Raw genomic sequence first — 23674 nt, forward strand, 5'->3', positions numbered from 1 at the left:
ATTGATTATATACTATGTGGGGGTCTTATTTTGAAGGGAAGAGATGTTGTTTTAGGTTTACTAATGGAAAAAGAATTATCTGGTTATGATATTAAAATTGTGTTCGAAGACGTATTTACTCATTTTTTTGATGGGAGTTTTGGAATGATTTATCCAACGTTACGACAGTTGGAAAAAGAGGGGAAAATAAAGAAAGAAGTTATTATGCAAGAAGGGAAACCGAATAAGAAAATGTATTTTATTACAGATGAAGGGCGTGAGGAGTTTTATCAATACATGCAAACAGATGTAGAGAAAGATGTTTTACGTTCAGATTTTTTAATGAGGATGTATTTCGGTAATTATAGTGATGATAAGGCGATAAAAAAATGGATTGAGGACGAAATTGAAAGGAAAGAAGCATATATTGCGGATCTTCGTTTGAAATATGAAAAGTGGAGAGAAGGTATGACTTTTGTCGAGGAAATTTCACTTGATGTAGGTATCGCATCGTATAGTGCTCAAGTAGAGACATTGAAAAGAAAACTAGAGCAATTAGAAGCAAAAGAACACAATAAAATGCAAGAATGAAAACACGTTCACAATAAAGGGGTAGAAGGAAATGGAGCAATCAAAGGGTATTAAGATTGTCTTTTTAATGTGTCTAGGTATCTTTCTTTGTATGATTGATACGACAATTATGAATATAGCTTTACCGGCTATACAAAGGAGTGTAAATACTTCATTAGAGAAGATGTCTTGGGTATTAAATGTTTATACAATGACAATTGCAGTACTCGCCATTCCACTAGGACGGATAGCTGATATTTTTGGAAAAGCAAAGATGTATATTCTTGGCCTGGTGGTTTTTGGTGGTGGATCGGTACTTTGCGCTTTTGCTAATACAGGCGACTTTCTCATTTTTTCTCGTTTTATCCAAAGCATTGGGGCAGCCATTTTATTTCCAACAAGTATGGTGATTGGTGTATCTGCAATGCCATTAGCTAAGAGGCATGTTGCACTTGCAATTTTAGGAGTAACACAAGGATTGTCAGCGGCGATGGGACCAGTAATAGGTGGAATTATTACACAAAATTTCGGTTGGAGATGGGTGTTCTTTGTTAATGTTCCAATTTGTATTCTTGGAATCATTTTATGCTGCATTATGCTACAAATAAAAAATGAAGAACGTATTATCTCAAAAATAGATTGGGGAGGACTAGTATTAAGTAGCACAGCAATTTTTTCTTTGACTCTCATATTAGTAAAAGGAAATACATGGGGATGGCAAAGTAATATTGCTTTGTTTTGTTATGCACTTAGCGCTATTTCTCTTGTTCTATTTGTTCTAGTAGAACGAAAGATTCATAATCCAATGGTGAATTTAAAGTTATTTCAAGATCGAATGTTTGTCGGGGCATCTATCGTTGTAATATTGAGTAATTTATTTTTAATTGGAGTTACTGTATTGCTTCCAACATTCTTGACGAAAATACAGGGTCGAACGGAAATTGAAGCAGCTTTTTTAGTGACACCTATTTCAGCAATGATATTTTTTGTTTCACCAGTTGCAGCAACTTTAATTCAAAAGCTTGGAAAAGTAACTATTATTTTGTCAGGATTTCTTGTTATGGGTCTATCTTATTATTGGTTGCAAATGATTGGTGTTAATTCAACAAATATAGAAATAATTATTCCATGTATGATACTAGGTGTTGGATATGGTTTAGTAGTAGGTCCAATTACAGTTTTAAGTGCATCTTCGTTTGAAGGGGAATTATTAACCGCTTCTCAAAGTGTTGTCTCGATGTTACGACAAGTTGGAATTGTATTAGCGGTCGCAATATTTGTATCTAATTTAACGTACAATTTAGCTGTAAATAAAGAGAATGTATATCGTTATGCAGAAGAAAAAGTACGCAATATTCATGTGGATCGTACTCAGCAAGCTGAAATATTACAAGCAACAAAAGAAAAGATAGAGAAACAAAGTATAGACACAATTACAGAAGTGAAACAAAATGAAACATTTTTAGGGTTAAATAAAGGGAAAAAAGAAGAGTTAATTCACCAAAAGGTGGATGAAGTATTAAGCGGAGTTCCAGTAGAATATAGAGATGTAAAAAGAGAAGAAGTTATGAATCAAGTGACAAAAGAAGTTGAAAAACAAGAGGGAAATATAAAGAAAGAGGTACTTGCATTTTCAAATGATGTGAATCACTATGCTCAAAATCAGATGGCAATGAGTTTTACAGATTTATATAAAGCGAGTGTGCCAATTATTTTAGTTTTTGCTTTAGTAAGTTTATTATTTTGGGAAGGAAAGGCTTTGAGTAAAAAGAGAGGGGAAAGAGTTGTAGGGGGAGTGTATGGGAAATAAGCTAAAGGTGAGTTATATTCAAATGATGGAATGCTAGCTGTGAAAAAATTAGTATAGTTATTTTGGGAACCCCTCGGTAATAGGCAAAATGTAAACCGTGGGATTCTTTACATGTATAAATGAATTTCAGCATTTTAAATTTGGGGATATTGTTGTTCTATAGTACATTAACAAGAGATATTAGTTTTATAGAGAGGGTGAGAAAATGATAGATACAGCAGATGCTTCAATAAGTAATCAAACATACACAGCAGAAGACCAACAAAAATTATACAAACGAACATTAATAATCGTCAGCATCTCACAAATGTTCGGCGGAGCAGGGTTAGCTGCTGGCATTACAGTAGGTGCACTTCTTGCGCAGCAAATGCTTGGGACAGATGCATATGCAGGATTGCCAGCAGCTATGTTTACAATGGGATCTGCGGTAGCGGCTTTCTTTGTTGGGAAGTTATCACAAAAACATGGTCGCCGCATAGGGCTTGCAGGAGGTTTTATTGTAGGTGGACTAGGGGCTATTGGAGTTGTGGTGGCAGCTTTAACAAATAGTATTATTCTTTTACTAGTTTCTTTACTTATATATGGCGCGGGCACAGCTACGAATTTACAAGCGCGTTATGCTGGAACGGATTTAGCGAATAAGAAGCAAAGAGCAACTGCTATTAGTATTACGATGGTAATGACGACTTTTGGTGCAGTCGCAGGTCCAAATTTAGTAGGTGTAATGGGAAGGTTTGCTCATTCAATTGGAATTCCTGAACTTGCTGGTCCGTTCATATTATCGGCAGCAGCATTTATACTAGCTGGTTTTATTCTATTTGTTATGCTTCGTCCAGATCCGTTACTTATTGCTAATATGATAGAAACATATAAACAAGAGCGTACATATAAAGGGCAAGCAGTAATAGAAGAAGCGACAGAAAATAAACGAGGTATTACAGTTGGGGCAATCGTAATGATACTTACTCAAATCGTGATGGTTGCAATTATGACGATGACTCCAGTTCATATGGGGCATCACGGTCATGGATTAAGTGCAGTAGGACTTGTGATTGGTTTTCATGTAGGTGCAATGTATCTTCCATCTCTCGTTACGGGAATGTTAATTGATAAAATTGGCAGAACTACGATGAGTATAGCTGGTGGAGTAATTTTACTAGCAGCAGGTGTTATAGCTGCAATAGCGCCGAGTGATTCTTTAATACTATTAATTGTTGCTTTGTCTTTACTTGGATTAGGATGGAACCTCGGTTTAATAAGTGGTACTGCTCAAATTGTTGATGCAACTATACCTTCCACACGTGCAAAAACACAAGGAAAGATCGATGTGTTTATTGCGCTAGCTGGAGCTTCAGGTGGAGCGATGTCAGGAATGGTAGTGGCGAATTCGAGCTATGCGGCATTGTCGTTAGTGGGAGGAGTGTTAGCTTTTATGCTCATTCCTGTTGTGATATGGTCTCGAAAAGGAGAAAGAAATTAAAGAGAGGTTCTAGTTACTGACTAGAACCTCTTTTCATACTTTTAACTTAAATCCCACTCCACAATAAGACCTAAATGTGTGAGGCCACCACCAAATCCGTACAGTAAAAGTGTGTCTCCATTATTTAATTTTCCTTCTTTTCTAGCTAAATCTAGAGCAAGTGGAATAGAAGCTGAAGATGTATTCCCCATGTATTTTACACTCATCAAAGTTTTTGAAATTGGAATTTCGGTTTTCTCACAAATAGATTCAATCATTCGTAAGTTAACACTGTGAGGTACGAACCAGTCTATATCATCTATTTGCATATGTGCGGTATGTAATAGTTCTTTTATACCTGCTGGTACCGTGCGTGTTGCCCATTTATATACTTCTCTTCCGTTTTGCACGATTTTTTCATTTGTTTGCAGTGGTGTGTCATTCATAGTAGTAGATAAGTTTGTTCTGTATAGGTGAATGCCGCCGTCACCGTTTGTTCCCATGTGAGAAGCGATAAAGCTTGGTTTGTTTTCATCTTTTTCTAATAAAATAGCTCCAGCGCCATCACCGAACAGAATACAAGTCGTTCTATCGGTGTAATCAGTAACTTTTGATAATGTCTCTGACGCTACGACAAGTATTTTTTTATGTGATCCAGAAGTGATTAAGCTATTAGCTACGTGTAGTCCATATGTGAAACCAGCGCAAGTCGCATTTAAATCAAATGCTATTGTATGAGGTATGTTGAAATATTGTTGTATTTGACACGCGACACTAGGAAATACATAGTCAGCGGTTGTTGTAGCGACTATGATACAGTCGATATCTTCTAAGTTCTTTTTAAATGTTGTACATAAATTTTCGATTGCTTTAATGGCTAAGTGTGAGGAGTATTCTTCTTCGCTAGCGATTCTTCTTTCCTTCATTCCTGTTCTTTGTACAATCCATTCATCATTCGTATTGATCATTTTTTCTAAATCGTTATTAGACAATATTTGATCTGGAACATAAGTACCGATTGCAGTAATACGAGATTTAGAATGCATAGGAACATCTCCTAACTTATTTTTATAACTTGATACTAATATCAGGTTATAAAAATGTCAATAAAGACTTTTATTGTATTGAAACTAGAATGCTTAATTTACTATGAAGGAATTTGGTGAGTGTTGTAAAAAATAATATACGATAAGTTTTTAAATTGATAATGAAGAGAGTTGGGCTCTTTGAAAAGAATTTTGTATATATTGCCTGTTGTCATTATTTGTAGCTTTATTCTTATTATTTTTTCAGGGAAATCTTATGCTTGTGATTGTATTAACGTATCAGCAGAAGATGCATTTCAAAAAAACGATGTAGTATTTGAGGGGAAGGTAATTGAGGTTGGAAGGAAAGAAGGGGTTGGGATTGAAGTATTATTTGAAGTGAAGAAAATTTGGAAAGGGACAACTTTTTCGCAAATTATTGTATATACAAATGGTGGTGATTGTGTATTTCACTTTGTAGAAGGAGGAGAGTATTTAGTATATTATTCTCAAAGAGGATCAGAAAAACAATTACACACACATAGTTGTAGTGGAACGAAGAGATTAGATGAGGCAGGGGCGGACAAAGTGGCTTTAAGTCAAATTGCAAAAGAGTCTATTCCGACGAAGAAAGTCGATTTAAAAGGGAAGATGGTCAGCGGTTTCAGTTGGTGGCAAGTTGTTACCCTTTCTATAGGCCTGTTACTAATAGTAGCTCTTGTGATTTTTAGTGTAAGAAGAACGCGCAAAAAATGACGATTAAAGTAAATATATAAGGATTTTCTTTCTGTTTCTATAGGTGGTTTAATCTTGTGAAAGCGAATTACTTATGCTACACTTTATGTAACTTAAAATGAACGGAGGGGCTTCCTTTGATCTTAATCAGATTACGTCTCAATACTTTGTGCAAATAATTGAATAGCGCTCAAAGGCTCTGTCTGTGTGCAGAGTGAACGGGATTGGTCTGCCTATTTTAAAGGAACCCTTTATTAAGCTTATATGTGAAAAAGAGGGAGGGACGAATACGCCCTCTTTTTGTTTTGCCTTTATAAATAGAATGGGATCGTATAGGTGAACACTTATTGTGGATGCGTATATGATCATGGGACTTTTTGACTATGAGATAGGATGAAAGTATAACTTTCTTCTATTTCTTTGGTGAACCCTTATCCGTTTACGAAAACACAGGCAGTAACCTGTGTTTTTTATTTTACGTAATCGAAATGGAGGAATAAATATATGGAAGAATTATTACAAAGAGCAGTTTTAGTTGGAGTAAATTTAGGTAATGAAGATGATTTTGCATATTCAATGGAAGAGCTAACAAATCTTGCAGAAGCTTGTGATGTAGAGGTAATTGGGCAAGTGACGCAAAATTTACAACGAGTAAATCCATCCCATTATATTGGAAAAGGAAAAATCGAAGAAGTAGCAGCTTATGTAAATGAAGTAGATGCGAATATGGTAATCTTTAACGACGAATTATCTCCTTCTCAAATTCGAAATTTAGAAGCGGATTTAGATTGCAAAGTAATTGACCGTACCATATTAATTTTAGATATTTTTGCGCAACGTGCGAAAACGAAAGAAGCGCAGTTGCAAGTAGAGGTAGCGCACCTTCAGTATATGATGCCTCGTTTAATAGGTCTTCGTGAATCGTTAGGGAGACAGAGCGGCGGAGTTGGCACGAAAAATAAAGGTGTCGGTGAGAAGAAATTAGAGTTAGATCGTCGTAAAATTGAAGAACAGATTTCAGTTTTAAATAAAGATCTAGAAGCACTTGTTGCGCAGCGTCAAACACAGCGAAAGCAACGTAAGAAAAATGAAGTACCAGTTGTAGCATTAGTAGGTTATACGAACGCAGGAAAGTCAACGACGATGAATGCGATGCTTGAAATTTATAATGGTACAGAAGAAAAACAAGTATTTGAAAAAGATATGTTATTCGCGACGTTAGAAACATCTGTACGAAATATTGATTTGCCAGATAACAAATCATTCTTATTAACAGATACTGTTGGGTTTGTAAGTAAATTACCGCATCATCTTGTAAAAGCATTCCGTTCAACATTGGAAGAGGTAGCGGAAGCAGACTTACTTATTCATGTTGTAGATTACGCAAATCCAAATTATGAACAGTTAATTGATATTACAAATGAAACGTTAAAGAAAATTGGAGTAGAAAATATTCCAACAATCTATGCTTATAATAAATCAGATATGGTAGATGTTGAAATTCCGAAAGTGCAAGAAGACCGCGTTTATTTATCAGCGAAGAAACATGTTGGAATTGAAGAACTTGTAGAAATGATTCGCTCACACATCTATAAAGAGTATACGAAGTGTGAAATGTTAATTCCGTATGATCAAGGGCAGGTAGTTTCTTATTTCAATAATCATGCGCACGTTTTATCTACAAGTTATGAAAACGAAGGTACAAAACTAGAAGTAGAATGTAAGACGAGTGATTACGAAAAGTATAAGCGTTTTGCAATTTAATAAAGAAGGCGATCCTAATATATGTTAGGATCGCCTTTTTCTTATTCTGTAATAGAGGCCCACTTATAAGAATAAATTCCTGCAAATGGACGAATGACAACATCTTTTACTGTTGGACGTTCTAAATATACCAGGCCTGATTGGAAGATTGGAGCGATAGCTGCATCATCTTCCAGTAAAATTTTCTCTGCATCTTGGAACGCTTTCCAACGTGTTGGTAAATCAGTTGCTAAAGTAGAGCTCGTTTTCTCAATTAATTCGTCGTATTGTTTGTTTGAATAGCTCATCTTATTAAACGGTCCGCCAGTGACAAACATATTTAAGAATGTTGTAGGATCAGGATAATCTGGTCCCCATGTAGAAAGTGAAATTTCATAGTCACCATTTCCTTCACGATCTAAAAATGCTTTTACTGGAAGGGGCTGTAATGTGATTTTTAAGCCAGGTAAGTTTTTCTCCAATTCACCTTTTAAAAACTCGCTAATTTTTTTATCGTTAGACTCATCAGTTGTTATGATTGAAAGTGAAGCGTTTTGTAAGTTTGTTTCTTTTTTTGCAGTTTCCCATAGTGTTTTAGCTTCTTTCACATTTGTTTCTACTTTTACATTACTTGTACTGCGAAAATCTTTATTATCAGGTCCTTTTACGAATCCTTTCGGAACAAATGCATTCGCAGGTATAGAACCATTATTTAAAATCGTTGTTGCGATTCCTTGTTTATCAAAAGCGAGCGAAATAGCTTTTCGAGCATTCTTGTTTGCTAATAAAGGATTCTTTTGGCTAAATCGGAAAAATGTCATAGAAGGACGTTCCATTTTCTTTAAGCTCGGATCTTTTTGATATTTATCAACAAACTCTGAATTAATCGTAATTCGGTCTACTTGTTTGCTTTCAAATAAATTAACGGCTGTGGAAGTATCTTTTACGATATTTACATTAATTTCACTTAACTTCACATTTTTATTATCCCAGTAGTTCGGGTTTTTTGACATTTTATAACTTGTATCATGTTTCCATTCACTTAATTGAAACGGCCCGTTATAAACTACATTTGCAGCTTCAAGTCCGTAATTTTTCCCTTGCGCTTCTAAAACTTTTTTGTTTTGAGGATAAAATGTTGCAAATCCCATTAACCCTAAAAAGTATGGAACAGGGTGTTCTAACTGTACTTCAAGCGTTTTATTATCAATCGCCTTTACACCAAATGAATCAATTGGTAATTCTTTTTTATTTATTTTTTCAGCGTTTTTAATATCGAACATAATATGTGCGTATTCAGAAGCAGTTTCTGGGTTTATAGCACGTTTCCATGCGTATTCAAAATCATGAGCAGTCACTGGATCACCATTTGACCATTTTGAATCGTGTAATGTGAATGTATATGTTTTTCCGTCTTCGCTCAGTTTGTATGATTCAGCTGCCGCAGGAACAGGTTTATTGTCAGGACCAGGCATATATAATCCCTCCATTACGTTGTTTAATGCAGCGTAAGAAAACCCATCAGTTGCGATAGATGAATCAAGTGTAGAAATTTCCCCAGCTTCTACAATGTTTAATACTTGTTTTGAAGATTCTTTTTTCTTTTCTCCGGTAGTTGTTGCCTCTTGTTTTTGACCACATGCTGTTAAAAACATAGATAATGTGATTGAGAGTGCAACGATTCCTTTTGTTTTTTTCTTCATAGTTGTCATCCTTCCATTCATCTCCGTCCTATTATAAAAGAAAATATAGAAAATTTCTATAAATAAATCCGATAAAACGTATAGAAAAAATATATTATTTAAGAAGTGATATTTCTGGAAAAAGAAATGAAACCAGTATAGAATAGAAATGTTTCAAAAGTCAGAATTTATCAAGATTAAAGTCTTACTTTATTACACCTGCTGTAATAAATATATATTTTGTACAGGAAGGAGAGATTCATATATGCAGGCAGTTTCGAAAAAAAATACAATAGAAACACCGACGATATATCGAATACTATTTGCGATTAGTTTCGGTCACTTTTTAAATGACTCGATGCAAGCAGTTGTGCCGGCATTGTTTCCTATTTTGGAAAAAACGATGAATTTATCCTATATGCAAGTAGGGTGGATTGCGTTTGCGTTAAATATGACGTCATCGATTATGCAGCCGGTTTTTGGTATGTATTCTGATAAGAAGCCGTCACCATTTTTATTACCGCTCGGTATGTTTTCGAGTATGCTTGGGATGATTGGACTTGCATTTGCACCGAACTTTATTATTGTTATTATTTCTGTTTTATTTATCGGATTAGGTTCCGCAGTCTTCCATCCAGAAGGTGCTCGTGTTGCTTATATGGCGGCAGGGGCAAAACGAGGTTTAGCACAAGCAATTTATCAAGTGGGAGGAAATACAGGGAATTCCCTAGCTCCTATTTTTACAGCGTTAATTTTCGTTCCACTCGGCCAAATTGGCTCTTTAGGTTTTACAGCTTTTGCAGCGGTAGGAATTGTATTATTAATTTTCGTATCAAATTGGTATAGGAATGAATTAGCTACTGGTGCTGTAAGAAGAAAGAAGAGGGCTGCGCTTGAGGCTGAAAATGCGATAGTAAGTACACATATTAAATTTGTTATTATACTTCTTGTTTTTCTTACTTTTGTACGTTCTTGGTACGGTGCTGGTATTGGGAATTTTTATCAATTTTACTTAATTGAGCATTACGGTTTATCTATAAAAAATGCCCAGTATTTCGTATTCGCATTTATGATTGCCGGTGTATTAGGAACTTTCTTTGGTGGACCGTTAGCAGATCGATTTGGAAAGAAAACAATTATTGTATTTTCAATGCTTGGTTCAGCCCCACTTGCACTTTTATTACCTCACGTTTCGCTCGTATGGGTCGTACCGCTATTTTTATGTATTGGTTTTATTAGTTCAAGTAGTTTTAGTGTAATTGTTGTTTATGCGCAAGAGCTTGTTCCTGGAAAAGTAGGGATGGTATCTGGATTAATTGTAGGGCTTGCGTTTGGACTCGGCGCTTTAGGTTCTGTAGTCCTTGGGAAATTGGCTGACATATATAGTCTACAATTCATTATGTTACTATGTAGTTGTCTACCATTAATTGGACTTACTTCTTGGTTATTACCAAGTGATAAGAAAACGATAGAATAGGGGATGCACTATGAAATTATGTGAAAATGTTACAGAATTAATAGGAGATACACCTGTCGTCCGATTATCTAAATTTATTCCAGAAGACGCAGCAGATGTGTATGTAAAACTAGAAATGTTTAATCCATCACGCAGTGTGAAAGACCGTGCTGCCTATAATTTACTGCACGTTGCAGAAGAGAATGGTCTTATCAAACCAGGAGATACAATTATTGAGCCAACAAGTGGTAATACAGGAATAGGTTTAGCGATGAATGCAGCTGCGAAAGGGTATAAAGCGATTTTAATTATGCCAGACAATATGTCAAAAGAGCGTATAAATTTATTGAAAGCATATGGAGCAGAAGTAGTTTTAACACCGGCAGAACAAAGAATGCCAGGAGCGATTGCGAAGGCGTTAGAACTGCAAAAGCAAATACCAAATAGTTTTATTCCGCAACAATTTGAAAATCCAGCAAACCCGAATATTCATCGTTATACGACTGCACTTGAAATTTATGAACAAATGGATGGGGAGCTTGATGCATTTGTTGCAACGGCAGGAACTGGTGGAACTATTACAGGGACTGGGGAAACGTTAAAAGAGAAGCTACCAAACTTATATATTGCAGTAGTAGAACCGAAAGGATCTCCCGTTTTATCAGGCGGTGTTCCAGGTCCTCATAAGCTAGTAGGAACAAGTCCAGGATTTATCCCAAAAAACTTAAATACAGAAGTGTATAACGAAATTATTCAAATTGCAGACGAAGAGGCTTTAACGACAATGAGAAACTTAGCAAGACAAGAGGGGTTATTAGTTGGACCATCTTCTGGAGCTTCTGTTTACGCAGCGATTATGATAGCAAAACGATTAGGCGCTGGTAAAAAAGTTTTATGTATTGCACCTGATACGGGAGAACGGTATTTGAGTATGGGATTATTTGAATGAAATTGATAGAAACAGCTTAATCGTGAAATTGTCACGATTAAGCTGTTTGTTTTAGGTTGTAAAGAGGGGGAGAATGAAAATGAAACTATTAAAACCAGCAAATGAATATAGCGAACAAATTATAGAGTATCGGGAGGCATTTTTACATACGGATGAAAAACCACATGGTAGTAGTTCTTTACAAAATTTTGATTCTCTCGATAATTGGTTTGAAAAAGTGAGTAGACAGGAACTAGGAGAAAACTTACAAGGTAATCGAGTACCGTCTAGTCAATTTTTAAGTTTTGAAAAGGGGGAACTTATAGGTTTTGTGAATATTAGACATCGACTAAACTCAGAATTATTGCGGGAAAGTGGTCATATTGGATATAGTGTACATCCAAATAAACGTCGTCAAGGTTACGCTACGAAACAACTACAACTTGCATTAGATGAAGCACAAAAGTTAGGGTTACAGAAAGTGTTAATAACTTGCGATAAAGTTAATATCGCTTCGGCTAAAACGATTCAAAAGGTTGGCGGTATGTTAGAAGATGAAGTAGTTTCTGTTCATACTGGGGAAATTGTTCAGCGTTATTGGATAGAAATATGATTTAGTGGGACATTGAAAAGGGAATACAATGCATAATATCGAAATAGATAAATGAAAAGGTAACTGTGTACTGCAATTATAGGGGGAAATGAAGTGGGATTAAAAGAGAAAGCAATAGAAATGTCGGAGATTTATAGGAGAAATCCGAAAGTAGAGACTATTATTTTAGCGGGTTCAGTAGCTAGAAAACTAGAAGATGAACATTCAGATATAGAATTACATATTTTATGGTCAATGCCACCAGAGGACGAGGATCGTAAAGAGCCTATTAATCATATTGGTGGAACAATTTTGTCATATTATCCTTACGAGGAAGAAGAATGGTCGGAAACGTATTTGACAAAAGAGGGAATTAAATTAGAGATTAGTAACTTTTTAACTGAAACAGTAGAGAAAGTGATTTCGGATGTGGTGGATCAATATGATATAAGTTATGAAAAACAATGTATCGTATCATCCGTTCATGATGGTGTTAGTTTGTATGGAGAAGAGAAAGTACATGAATTAAAAGATAGAGTGGTGGCATATCCAGAAGACCTAGCGAAACGGATGATTTCAGAAAATCTTTGGTTAAGCAATCGCTGGCATAATCGAGAGGCGCTTTTAAAACGAAAAGACTGGCTTATGTTATATGATGTTATTTGTGAAGTGCAAAGAAATATATTTGGGGTCTTATTTGGTTTGAATAAAATGTATGTACATCACCCGGCATTTAAATGGATGCCACATAATGTGGAACGAATGATTATTAAGCCTAAAAATCTATACGAGCGTATGGCAAATACGTTAATAGGGAAACCGGAGTATAGTGTACAGGAGTTAGAAGTGTTAATTGAAGAGCTATTACATTTAGTAGAACAACATGCTCCAGAATTACATATTACTGAACAACAAAAACGTATACAATATGCGAAGTAAAAAAGAAGGGATGTAACAATGAGTTACCTCCCTTCTTTTTATTTGACTAATTTACCTAGTATGGGTAATCGGTGAAGTCTATCACCGAGAATATGTGAAGCAAGTCCGCTCGTTAGGACGAATAAAAGATAAACAATCCCTCCTACAGCGCCGCATATAAAGACAATGAGAAGTGATTCCATATAGGATTGTCCAGGAATCATCCATTTTAAAATCGCTTTTAATGCAATTACAACAGCAGACATTGCAGCGGAGTAAATTGTAATAAGAAGTACTGTTTTTGCTGTCTCACCAATTTTAAATTTCGCAAACTTAATGATGCAGTACAACATAATAACATTGGAAACGAGGTATCCAAGAATTGTTCCAAGTACAGCACCGTGTCCGCCAAATAAATGTAAGAGCGGTGTATTTACTAAAACTTTAACGAGAATACCGACTGAGAAAGCGATCATCGTTTTTCTTTGATAATCGATTCCTTGTAATATAGCTGCTGAAACTGTGAAAATAGCACTTAATATAGCAGAAGGTGCAAATGAAATTAAATACTGTGATCCATCAAGTGCAATTTTAGGGTCTACATAAACCATGCGGAATGCATCGTAAGCGATGCTAGCAAGACCGAATGCAGCTGGGATAGTGAAGAATAATAAGACTTGAAATATCTTTGAAATTTGTTCTTGTAATTCTTCTAGTTTCCCGCTTGTATAAGATTTCGTTATTGCTGGAATGATCGTTAATGAGAATCCAGTTGCAAGTGAAGCTGGAATCATAATTAACTTTTGGGCATAGTTCGTTATATAAGCGAACACTGCATTCGCTGTTTCTAACGGCTCTCCCATAGCTCTAAGGACATCAGCTACAGTATATTGATCTACTAACGTATAGAGCGGAATTGCAATGCCGACAAATACAATTGGGATTGCATATCGAAGTAATTCCATATAAATATTTTTTAATGGGATATTCGATGCTCTTGACTTTAATTCTCCTTCGGGAGGCTTTAATCTATTATATTTTTTCCAGTACAGCATTAAAATCGAAACGCTGGCAAGTGCCCCGATAACAGCGCCAAACGTAGCAACTGCAACAGAAGAGGCGATTGAACCTCCTAATAGTTTTGAGACGATAAAACTACCAACTAAAATGAAAACAACGCGCGCAATTTGTTCTACGACTTGAGAAACGGCACTTGGTTTCATATGTTGAAAACCTTGGAAATAACCACGTGTAACACTCATAGCTGGTACGATAATAAGTGCGAAACTTAATGCTCGCATCGTAAGTGTTACGTCAGCGATAAATTGTGGATCTGGCGTTTTTGAGCGAATAATAAATTGTGATATGTACGGTGCTCCAATAAATAAAGTTAAAAACCCTAAAAAGCCCATAAACAGCATTAATTTTACGCTTGAGTTGTATAATTTTTTGCTTGTACTATAATCACCGAGCGCATTATGTTTTGCAACAAATTTAGAAACGGCAATAGGAATACCGGCAGTTGAGAAGCTTAATAAAATACCGTACCAAGAGTATGCATATCCATATAAAGCGACCCCTTGTGTTCCGACTAATAATTGAAAAGGGAAGAAGTATATAAAACCTAATATACGTGATATCATTGTCGCACCACTTAATAAAGCAGTACCTTTTAAAACTTTTGAAGTAGACAAAATTCTTTCCTCCTACTCGTGCTGTCTTGCATTCATCGTATACTACTATAAACCTGTTAGAGTAGTTAATATAGTATGGAACATAAATATTCTAATATTATTCATTTAAAAGTCATATTTTACATTTTTAAATAGAATGTAATACATAAAAATTCAAAATATAAGTTGACACTATTTTTAATGTATGATAAAAATGATAGTAATCAATTCGGAAAATAATATTTGGGCAATGAAAGGGTATAGTAGTGAATATCTCCCTATTTCAGAGAGCTGATGGTTGGTGTGAATCAGTATATAGATTATTCATGAAGTTCGTCCTGGAGCATCTTTCATAAATCTCACATTATGAGGAAATGAAAGACGGTAGTTTATACCGTTATCAAATAAAGTGGTGAAGATTGTTTCACAACTAGGGTGGTACCGCGATATTTATCGTCCCTACGTATTTACGTAGGGACGTTTTTTATTTAGGTCCTAACTTTGGTGTGGCTTCATAACTAGGGTGGTACCGCGATAATTTATCGTCCCTACGTATTTGCGTAGGGACGTTTTTTATTTAGGTCCTAACTTTGGTGTATCTTCATAACTAGGGTGGTACCGCGATATTTTTGTCGTCCCTACGTATTTACGTAGGGGCGTTTTTTATTAGTAGGGAGGAAGTGAACGTATTAGAAAAGAGTATGGATAGAACAATATAAATATCGAATTGTAACAAAGAAAAAGAGATAGAGAGGAGAATAATAAATGAATTCACAGCAATGGACATCGAAATTAGGTTTCGTATTAGCTGCAGCAGGTTCAGCAATTGGCCTTGGGGCGATTTGGAAATTCCCATATATGGCCGGCATCGGAGGAGGCGGGGCGTTCTTCCTTATTTTCATCGGTTTCACATTATTAATTGGTTTACCGCTATTATTAGCTGAATTCGTTATCGGAAGAAGTACACAAAAAGAGGCTGTTGATGCATATAGAGAAATCGCACCAAAAACATTATGGCCATGGTTAGGGAAATTAGGGATTGTAACTTGTTTCATATTACTTTCTTTCTACAGTGTTGTAGGGGGATGGATTTTATTATACTTATGGAATGCAATTACAGGTAGACTATGGGAAGGAAATGGCGCATACGAAGCTACGTTTGGTGAAATCATTTCCAATCCTTATTTAGCAGTAGGAGCACAGTTATTATTCATTCTTATTACTATTTTTATCGTAAGTAAAGGCGTACAAAACGGTGTTGAAAAAGTAAATAAATATTTCATGCCAGCGCTATTCGTTTTATTCTTTGTATTAATTGTTCGTGCTCTTACATTAGACGGCGCGGGAGAAGGAGTTCGTTTCTTCTTACAACCTGATTTCTCACATGTAACATCAGAAGTTATTTTATATGCGATGGGTCAATCGTTCTTCTCATTATCGGTCGGTGTAGCAGTAATGGTAACATATAGTTCATACTTACCGAAGGAAGAAAGTTTACCGCGTTCAGCATTTTCTATCGTAGCTTTAACATTAGTAATTACATTACTTGCCGGACTTGCAATTTTCCCAGTTGTATTTGCATTTGGATTAGAACCATCTCAAGGACCAGGATTATTATTTATCGTATTACCTGCTATTTTCAGTAAAATGGCGTTCGGAAAAGTGTTCTTCGTTATTTTCTTATTGCTGTTCTTCTTCGCAACGATTACATCTGCTATTTCTATGCTAGAAATTAGTGTTGCGTCGTTAACATCAAAAGGTAAAGGCAAACGTGAAAAAACGGCCTTAATCGTAGGGTTATTAATCTTCGTTGTTGGAGTACCATCAGCATTATCATTTGGTATATTAAGTGATCTGAAGATTTTCGGAAAGACAATCTTTGATTTAGCGGATTATGCAGTGAGTAACGTACTAATGCCACTTGGTGTTTTATTAGTTTCCATCTTTGTTCCTTTAAAAATGAAGAAAGATGTATTAATGAAAGAACTTGGTGTAAGTAAAAATAAAGGCTATAAACTGTTCGTATTATGGTTATTCTTACTTCGCTTTATCGCACCAATTGCGATAATTATCGTATTCTTAAATGTACTTGGCATTATTTAAAAAGAAAGGTAGCGTATCGCTCTATGATACGCTACTTTTTATTTTGCTCTTTTTTGCAGTTCGTTTACTGTTACGAACTGATAGCCCTTCTTAGATAATGAGTCTAAAATACCTTCAATGGTCTGTAAATTTTCATTAGACTCATCGTACATAGAGTGCAGTAAAATGATAGAACCTGGTTTTACATTTTTATTAACATACTCAATTTTATCAGCAGCAGATTTATAAAAAGTATCAGGTTCAAGGTCCCATGTGATTGTTTCGATATTGTTTTTATTTAAATAATAGGGCAGACCAATTAGCTTTTTCCCGTTAGGTGGTCTAAAGTCAATTGTGTCTGTAAATCCCGTTTGGCGGATGAATGAATTCGTTTTTTCTATTTCTTCTTTAATAAAAGAAGGTGTTTTAAAAACCATTCTATTATGAGAATATGTATGGTTTCCAACTTGGTGCCCAGATTGTACGATAGCTTCTCCTAACGATAGATTTTTCTCTAACTCATTTCCAATTAAAAAGAAAGTAGCTTTCGCATTGTACTTATCTAATAGTGGTAATATTTGTTTTACATTGTTAGTAGGACCATCATCAAAAGTTAAAGCAATCACTTTTTCATTTGTTTCTACTCGGTTTGTTACATCTCCAAACAATTGAAAACTTCTTGCGTTCATCAATTTGTATGTTCCAAATAATGCTACAGTAATAATGAATAATGTAACGATTGTAATGATTATTTTTTTCTTCATAACGCAACCTCACTATACTTTTTGATTGGACTAAAAAGTATTATATCAAACTAAGTAATTTCATGCTTAAAAAAGGATGTGGATGCAAGGGGAAGGAATTTATCATATAATAAAATACAAAAGGTATATTAGGAGGTGTTTATATGGCGATTATAATTCAATTGCCAGACACTGCAGCGTCTCATGCAAAGCCAAGTATGGAAATGGCGATACTTTGCGTGAGGTAGACAAGTAATATACAATCGCCTAAATGAGCTCGTATCATTTTTTATATTTGGCTTTGCACCTTATTGAAATGAACCATAAAAAATAAGGGGCGAGCAGAAATGAAATACGTTAAAGCTGCGACGGTTTTACCAGAAAGTTTAATTACTGAAATTCAAAAGTATATACAAGGTGAAACAATTTACATTCCAAAACAAGAAACGAAACATTATAAATGGGGTACACGATCTGGAGGAAGAAAACAACTAGATGAAAGAAATGAAGCAATTAAAGAAGCGTTTAAAAGCGGAATTTCCATTCATCAACTTGCGGAGGAGCATTTTCTTTCCGGAGAAACGATTAAAAAGATTGTGTACTCTAAATGAAGATAAAAGAGTCTAGTTCAAAGATTATTTTGAACTAGACTCTTTTTGCTTTGTATGTATTGGATATATAGGGTGTGAATGGGCATGATAATAGAAAAAAATGAATCACAATTGTATCGTATAGAAATGTGAATAGAAATAAAAACGCTATATTACATATTACAGAAAGGTGAACGTTTATGAATCATCTGGGGCAAATAACGATAGAACTTTTTGTTGGTTTTTTTGTTTTATTAATTGCTACTAAAATATTAGGGAAAACACAAATATCGCAGCTAACACCTTTTGATTTTATTTCTGCCATTGTAATCGGAGAACTAGTTGGAAACACTGTATATGATCCTGAGGTGAGAGTATGGTCTATTTTATACGCTGTTTTTGTATGGGTACTTTTAATTTACGCAATAGAAGTAATAACACAAAAATTTAGAAGGACAAGAAAGTTTTTTGAAGGATACCCTTCTATTATCATTCGTAATGGGCATATTGACAGAGAGCAATTAAAATCGAATCATTTGGATATTAACCAATTACAACAAATGCTTAGGCAACAAAAAGATATTTTTTCAATTCGAGAAGTTGAATATATGATATTGGAACCTAACGGAAACATAAGTGTATTGAAAAAAAGTAAATATGAATCTCCCACTATAAATGACTTGAGTTTAAAACATAAGCCTGTTTACTTACCTATTTCATTAATTAGTGATGGGAAAGTAGTTAAGGATAATTTGAGGGAAGCAGGTTTTGATGAAGGATGGCTTTATAAACAAATAAAGCAAAAAGGGATTACTAAATTTGAAGATGTATTATATGCAGAATGGAAAACAGATGATGGTTTCTTTTGTCAGGAAATGCCTAGGTAGAACATAGTCAGAGTATGTAATGTTTATTTCTAAGTTATCTTTTACATATCAAAAAGCTGAATCATTGTATACAATAAGACTAGATCAACAATTTGTATGGAGTGATAAAGATGGAAGCTTTTATTAGAAGTGATCAATACAATTTTATAAAGTCACAAGCTTATATTTTAGCAAATGGGCATGCAACGGCAAATGATAGAGGTGTAATTCAAGCGTTAAAATCACTAGCGATTGAAAAGATAATACATGTATTTGAGAATTTAACGGATGAACAGAACGAGTTAATTGATACGGTATTAACAGTTCAAAATAGAGAAGATGCAGAATCGTTTTTAATGAAAATAAATCCGTATGTCATTCCGTTTCAGGAAGTTACAGCGCAAACATTAAAAAAATTATTTCCTAAAGCGAAAAAGTTAAAACTTCCTGATATGGAAGAACTGGACATGAAAGAATTATCTTATTTAAGCTGGATTGATAAAGGGTCAAGCAGGAAATTTATTATAGCGAAAAATGATAAAAATAAGTTTGTTGGTCTGCAAGGAACGTTCCAAAGTTTAAATAAAAAGAGCATTTGTTCATTATGTCATGGACATGAAGAAGTAGGGATGTTTTTAGTTGAAATTAAAGGTGATGTACAAGGAACTTTCGTTAAAAAGGGAAACTATATTTGCAAAGATGGTGTAGCTTGTAATCAGAATATGAAATCACTTGATAAATTGAACGATTTTATTGAACGATTGAAGAAATAAAGAAAAAACCTCTAGTATTGAAACTGGAGGTTTTTATTTTTTGAAGAAGTAATAATAGGCTTCTTTTGTAGCTGTAAATTTATAAAAAAAGTCGGGTCATTTATAATGAAATTAGATAAAAATATCTATTTGGATACAGTTGCTTATATGCAAGGAGGTAAAACATGAATTACGAAGAGATATTAAAAGTGAAACGGTGGCCTAAAGGTACGATAGCGGCAGGTCGTGGTCATACAGTTGCTCTTAAATCGGATGGCACAGTTGTGGCAGTGGGGCGAAATAAAGAAGGAGAATGCAATGTAAGCAGCTGGTGTGATATTGAAGCAGTCGCAGCGGGTAATGTTCATATGGCGACGAACACGGGTAATGCTCATACAATCGCTCTGAAAAGTGATACTACTGTGGAAGCGGTGGGGTGGAATAAGCATGATCAATGTGATGTGAATGACTGGCATAATATTGTATCGGTTGCGGCAGGATGGCGTCGTACCATTGGCCTTAAACCGGATGGCACAGTAATAGCAGTGGGTCGAAATGAAGAAGGAGAACGCGATGTAAGCAGCTGGCGTGATATTGTGGCGGTCACGGCGGGTGACTGGCATACAGTCGGTCTTAAATTGGACGGCTCAGTGACGGCAGTGGGGAATAATCGATATGGCCAATGCAATGTAAGCGAATGGAGTGGTATTGTGGAGTTGGCGGCAGGTTATCTTCATACTGTTGGTTTGAAATCGGATGGCAAAGTGATGGTAGTGGGGAATAATAAACATGGCCAATGCGATGTAGGCAGCTGGAAAGATATTATGGCAATAGCAGCTGGTACGAATCATACAATCGGACTTAAATCAGACGGTACCGTGGTGGCAGTCGGCTGGAATGAGTATGGTCAATGTAATGTAAGTGATTGGCGCGATATTGTAGCGGTAGCAGCTGGTTGTGCGCATACGGTCGGTCTTAAATTAGATGGCACGGTGGTAGCGGTAGGTGATAATACATACGGTCAATGCGATGTAGGTAGTTGGCGCAACATCCGATTGCCTGGCAAATAGTTAATGTACAACAAATCATTAGTAATATTATTCTATTTTAGGAGTAATTATAGTAAAGGATATGTAGAAAATAATCAAATTTGCATTTGATGAATAAGAATCTCTTTTCAAAAGGGGTTCTTATTCTTTTTGCGTAAAATGAGTGTCTAAATAGAATTTTTAAACAAGCTTTATTTCAAAGCTACAGTAGAAGAGATAAATAAGACATAGGAGAGCTGAAGAAATGCTTAAAAAGTTTTTGCTTTCTTTACCGGATATTTTACTTGTATGCGTTGTTCTCTACATAACATACACAACTACTTTTAGTTTTGGACAGACGTTAGTAATTTCAATTGCAATCGGGATTATTGGTGGTCTTGTTATAAGAATTTGTAAGGATGTATTTACGTATATAAGGTGGACAATTAAATAGAGGAAATCTTGAATATGTTGTATTGCTATTAGGAGGAGAGGAAATGAATAAGAAAAAGAGTAGAGTGAAAAATGAAATCGCACTTTGGACATTGACAGCGGTTGTTCTCATTATTGCATGGTACTTTTTTCAAAGATAAAAATGCATCGTACTTAAAAGGTACGATGCACTTTTATTATTTTTTTTGCCAATTTTCTTTTATAAAGTCTTCACGGCCAGATTCTTTTTGCTCAGTAGAATATTTCTCCGGATTTTTTTTATAAAAATGTTGATGGTATTCTTCAGCCTCATAAAAAGGTGCAGCCAGGCGAATTTCAGTTACGATTGGCTCTTTAAACATACCGCTTTCTGCAAGAGCTTGTTTTGATTTTTCAGCAAGCTCTTTTTGCGTTTCGTTATGATAAAAAATAGCAGTGCGATAAGAGGGACCGCGGTCAAAGAATTGTCCGCCATCATCAGTTGGATCGATTTGTGGCCAATATAAATTTAGTAATTTTTCATATGGAAAAATAGAAGGATCGAATGTAATTTGTACAACTTCTAAATGACCAGATGTACCAGCTTTTACTTGTTCATATGTTGGGTTTTCTACATGACCACCTGCATAGCCAGAAAGTACTTTATGAATACCAGGAAGTTCATCAAATGGCTTTACCATGCACCAAAAGCAACCGCCTGCGAAGGTTGCGAGTTCGTATGTTTTTTCGGACATTGTTGTAATCCTCCTAAATGTATATGTTTTATATAGTATTATACAATCTTTTTTATTGCGCAATAAAAAAGATTTAGAAGTAAAGAAAAATTGAAATATATTTCTTTATAAAGTCTTTAAAATTCCTTCAAAGTTTCTTTTTTTCTGAGTGTTATGATGTAAATCGAAGTGAAGATGTGAGGTGATAGGCAATGAATCCACGTATGAAAATTAATAGTTTACAACAAAAAATGAAAGAGAGACTAATATGAAAAAGGAATTTATACAAAGCGATTTAAGAAATATATTGATTGCGGCATGCTTACTATTAGGTTTGGTTATTTTTGGATATTTTTTAATAAATAATTACCCAGGTACAAATGAAAAAAAGAAGTTAACAGATGCAACATCTACTTCAGAATCAATTACATCTATTGCTAATTCAGATGCCAAAAAAAGGGTTACAAAAACTTTTAATATTACGGCGAAAGTAGCAAGTTTAGATTTGGGAGATGGGAAAAAGGTAGATGCATGGACCTTTGATGGAACATCACCGGGTACTCAAATTCGAGTTAAACAAGGTGAACGTATTGTTGTAAATTTGAAAAATGAATTGCCAGAACCTGTTACAATCCATTGGCATGGATTAGATGTTCCTGCGGCGGTAGACGGTGTTCCAGGTGTTACGCAAAATGCTATAAAACCAGGTGAAACATATACATACGCATTTAATGCTGATCAGGTGGGGACATATTGGTATCATTCACATCAAAAAAGTGCAAAACAAACGGAGCGGGGACTATTTGGAACAATTGTTATTGAACCGAATAAACCAGCTGTAAAATATGAAAAGGATTATACAGTGGCGATCCATGAATGGAAAACAGGAGCCATAAAAACCGGTAAGCATAATGGCGAACAAGATAAAGATTGGGATAGCTACCCTAGCAATTATATTCGAAATGAAAAGGCACAAACTTTAGAAGGACCGCTTATGATACCAAGTAATGATCAACTCAAAGATTTATCTGATGGAGATGATTACGATGTATTTACATTAAATGATACAAGTGAGGGACTACGATTGGATGCAAAACCAGGTGAAACAGTACGCCTTCGCTTAATTAATGCTGGGAATAATACGCATTTAATGACATTAGTTGGGGTGCCATTTCAAATTATCGCATTAGATGGTCGTGATATAAAAGGTGGGGACGAGCTAGATAAAGCAATTTTTCCGATGGGAGCTGCACAACGTTATGACCTTGTTTTTAAAATGCCGGAAACAACGAGTGTAAAACTTATTAATGTGGATCCATCTAAGAAAATGAATCGAATGTTAACGGCGACTATTGGGAACGGTTCTTTGCCGAAAAAACCTATTGATATAAAGAGTTATCCATGGTTTGACTTTACGAAATATGGAGAAAAAGAAGTTGGCAAGTTTACGATAGATTCAAAGTTTACAAAGGTCTATGATATGGATTTGGCAGAAGGTGTGAAAGATGTAAATGGACAAGAAAAATGGGTGTATACGATTAATGGAAAGACATCACCTGATATTCCACCCATTAAAGTAGAGAAAGGAGATAAAGTTAAGATTCGCTTTAAAAATAAGGGAGAAGAAATTCATCCAATGCATTTGCATGGACATACATTCCAGGTTATTTCTAAAAATGGTAAACCAATGGAGGGAAGTCCGATTTACTTAGATACAGTTAATGTTTTTCCGGGAGAAGAATATGAAATTGCTTTAGAGGCAAATAATAGTGGACTATGGATGGTTCATTGTCATCATCTCGTTCATGCGGAAAAAGGAATGCATACGATGATGAACTATGAAGGGGTAACCACTCCATTTTCTACCGGAGATCACTCAGGTAATCATCCAGAATAAT

Annotated in this window: 21 protein-coding genes and 1 other annotated feature; of the genes, 16 read left to right on the plus strand and 5 right to left on the minus strand. The window is 35.2% G+C overall.

The window, feature by feature from the left end:
• Nucleotides 1-30 precede the first annotated feature (30 nt).
• From JDS82_RS05225 to JDS82_RS05235, 3 genes are all read left to right on the plus strand, one after another.
• Nucleotides 31-570, plus strand: a complete 540-nt coding sequence (locus JDS82_RS05225) for a PadR family transcriptional regulator (protein ID WP_016088421.1) — start codon at nt 31-33, stop codon at nt 568-570.
• 31 nt (nt 571-601) lie between these two features.
• On the plus strand, nt 602-2359 hold the full coding sequence (locus tag JDS82_RS05230) for an MFS transporter (protein ID WP_199712816.1): 1758 nt from the start codon (nt 602-604) through the stop codon (nt 2357-2359).
• 205 nt (nt 2360-2564) lie between these two features.
• The gene (locus JDS82_RS05235; protein WP_199712817.1) at nt 2565-3839 is read left to right on the plus strand and encodes an MFS transporter; all 1275 of its coding nucleotides are present in this window, start codon (nt 2565-2567) and stop codon (nt 3837-3839) included.
• Nucleotides 3840-3880: 41 nt separating this feature from the next.
• Here the strand turns inward: JDS82_RS05235 and JDS82_RS05240 are convergent, their stop codons facing one another.
• Nucleotides 3881-4864: a ketoacyl-ACP synthase III gene (locus JDS82_RS05240; RefSeq protein WP_064056731.1), complete on the minus strand. Its 984-nt coding sequence runs from the start codon at nt 4862-4864 to the stop codon at nt 3881-3883.
• Nucleotides 4865-5044: 180 nt separating this feature from the next.
• Here JDS82_RS05240 and JDS82_RS05245 point away from each other — a divergent pair, with 180 nt between their 5' ends.
• Both JDS82_RS05245 and hflX read left to right on the plus strand, forming a co-directional pair.
• Nucleotides 5045-5599, plus strand: a complete 555-nt coding sequence (locus tag JDS82_RS05245) for a cobalamin biosynthesis protein CbiN (RefSeq protein ID WP_199712818.1) — start codon at nt 5045-5047, stop codon at nt 5597-5599.
• A 483-nt stretch (nt 5600-6082) separates the two neighbouring features.
• Nucleotides 6083-7342, plus strand: a complete 1260-nt coding sequence (hflX, locus tag JDS82_RS05250) for a GTPase HflX (protein ID WP_061673188.1) — start codon at nt 6083-6085, stop codon at nt 7340-7342.
• Between the two features lie 41 nt (nt 7343-7383).
• Here the strand turns inward: hflX and JDS82_RS05255 are convergent, their stop codons facing one another.
• A complete protein-coding gene (locus JDS82_RS05255; protein WP_199712819.1) occupies nt 7384-9024 on the minus strand; it encodes a peptide ABC transporter substrate-binding protein in 1641 nt (546 codons plus the stop codon).
• Between the two features lie 244 nt (nt 9025-9268).
• On the opposite strand from JDS82_RS05255, the gene JDS82_RS05260 reads away from it, so the two are divergent.
• From JDS82_RS05260 to JDS82_RS05275, 4 genes are all read left to right on the plus strand, one after another.
• Nucleotides 9269-10480 (plus strand): MFS transporter, encoded by a 1212-nt coding sequence (locus JDS82_RS05260; RefSeq protein ID WP_061673186.1) that lies wholly within the window; start codon nt 9269-9271, stop codon nt 10478-10480.
• Nucleotides 10481-10490: 10 nt separating this feature from the next.
• Entirely contained in the window at nt 10491-11408 is a 918-nt protein-coding gene (gene cysK / locus JDS82_RS05265; protein ID WP_000762271.1) for a cysteine synthase A, read from the plus strand.
• Between the two features lie 79 nt (nt 11409-11487).
• Complete coding sequence (locus JDS82_RS05270; protein WP_000771265.1) at nt 11488-12000, plus strand: GNAT family N-acetyltransferase; 513 nt, start codon at nt 11488-11490, stop codon at nt 11998-12000.
• Between the two features lie 93 nt (nt 12001-12093).
• On the plus strand, nt 12094-12918 hold the full coding sequence (locus tag JDS82_RS05275) for a DUF4037 domain-containing protein (protein ID WP_199712820.1): 825 nt from the start codon (nt 12094-12096) through the stop codon (nt 12916-12918).
• 38 nt (nt 12919-12956) lie between these two features.
• On the opposite strand, the gene JDS82_RS05280 is transcribed toward JDS82_RS05275, so the two are convergent.
• Nucleotides 12957-14591 (minus strand): putative polysaccharide biosynthesis protein, encoded by a 1635-nt coding sequence (locus tag JDS82_RS05280; RefSeq protein ID WP_199712821.1) that lies wholly within the window; start codon nt 14589-14591, stop codon nt 12957-12959.
• A gap of 220 nt (nt 14592-14811) precedes the next feature.
• Nucleotides 14812-15034, plus strand: a binding site (T-box leader).
• 301 nt (nt 15035-15335) lie between these two features.
• Here JDS82_RS05280 and JDS82_RS05285 point away from each other — a divergent pair.
• The gene (locus tag JDS82_RS05285; protein WP_001088179.1) at nt 15336-16673 is read left to right on the plus strand and encodes a sodium-dependent transporter; all 1338 of its coding nucleotides are present in this window, start codon (nt 15336-15338) and stop codon (nt 16671-16673) included.
• A 38-nt stretch (nt 16674-16711) separates the two neighbouring features.
• Here the strand turns inward: JDS82_RS05285 and JDS82_RS05290 are convergent, their stop codons facing one another.
• Nucleotides 16712-17416, minus strand: a complete 705-nt coding sequence (locus JDS82_RS05290) for a polysaccharide deacetylase family protein (protein WP_199712822.1) — start codon at nt 17414-17416, stop codon at nt 16712-16714.
• Nucleotides 17417-17742: 326 nt separating this feature from the next.
• Between JDS82_RS05290 and JDS82_RS05295 the strand changes: the two genes are divergently transcribed.
• The 5 genes from JDS82_RS05295 to JDS82_RS05315 all read left to right on the plus strand — a co-directional run bounded on the left by JDS82_RS05295 (nt 17743) and on the right by JDS82_RS05315 (nt 21085).
• On the plus strand, nt 17743-18006 hold the full coding sequence (locus tag JDS82_RS05295; protein ID WP_097815275.1) for a CD3324 family protein: 264 nt from the start codon (nt 17743-17745) through the stop codon (nt 18004-18006).
• A 179-nt stretch (nt 18007-18185) separates the two neighbouring features.
• Nucleotides 18186-18872, plus strand: a complete 687-nt coding sequence (locus JDS82_RS05300; RefSeq protein WP_097815276.1) for a DUF421 domain-containing protein — start codon at nt 18186-18188, stop codon at nt 18870-18872.
• A 110-nt stretch (nt 18873-18982) separates the two neighbouring features.
• Nucleotides 18983-19624, plus strand: coding sequence for a FusB/FusC family EF-G-binding protein (locus JDS82_RS05305; protein WP_048561171.1), 642 nt, complete (start codon nt 18983-18985; stop codon nt 19622-19624).
• 164 nt (nt 19625-19788) lie between these two features.
• The gene (locus JDS82_RS05310) at nt 19789-20673 is read left to right on the plus strand and encodes an RCC1 domain-containing protein (protein ID WP_199712823.1); all 885 of its coding nucleotides are present in this window, start codon (nt 19789-19791) and stop codon (nt 20671-20673) included.
• A gap of 223 nt (nt 20674-20896) precedes the next feature.
• The gene (locus tag JDS82_RS05315) at nt 20897-21085 is read left to right on the plus strand and encodes a hypothetical protein (protein ID WP_199712824.1); all 189 of its coding nucleotides are present in this window, start codon (nt 20897-20899) and stop codon (nt 21083-21085) included.
• A gap of 175 nt (nt 21086-21260) precedes the next feature.
• Here JDS82_RS05315 and msrA read toward each other — a convergent pair whose 3' ends face one another.
• Nucleotides 21261-21797 (minus strand): peptide-methionine (S)-S-oxide reductase MsrA, encoded by a 537-nt coding sequence (gene msrA / locus JDS82_RS05320; RefSeq protein ID WP_199712825.1) that lies wholly within the window; start codon nt 21795-21797, stop codon nt 21261-21263.
• Nucleotides 21798-22044: 247 nt separating this feature from the next.
• Here msrA and JDS82_RS05325 point away from each other — a divergent pair, with 247 nt between their 5' ends.
• Nucleotides 22045-23673 carry a multicopper oxidase family protein gene (locus tag JDS82_RS05325; protein ID WP_199712826.1) on the plus strand — a complete coding sequence of 543 codons (1629 nt, stop codon included), beginning with the start codon at nt 22045-22047 and terminating at the stop codon, nt 23671-23673.
• Nucleotide 23674: the final 1 nt, after the last annotated feature.

It is taken from the genome of Bacillus cereus group sp. N14, from assembly GCF_016483555.1.
GTDB lineage: Bacteria > Bacillota > Bacilli > Bacillales > Bacillaceae_G > Bacillus_A > Bacillus_A wiedmannii.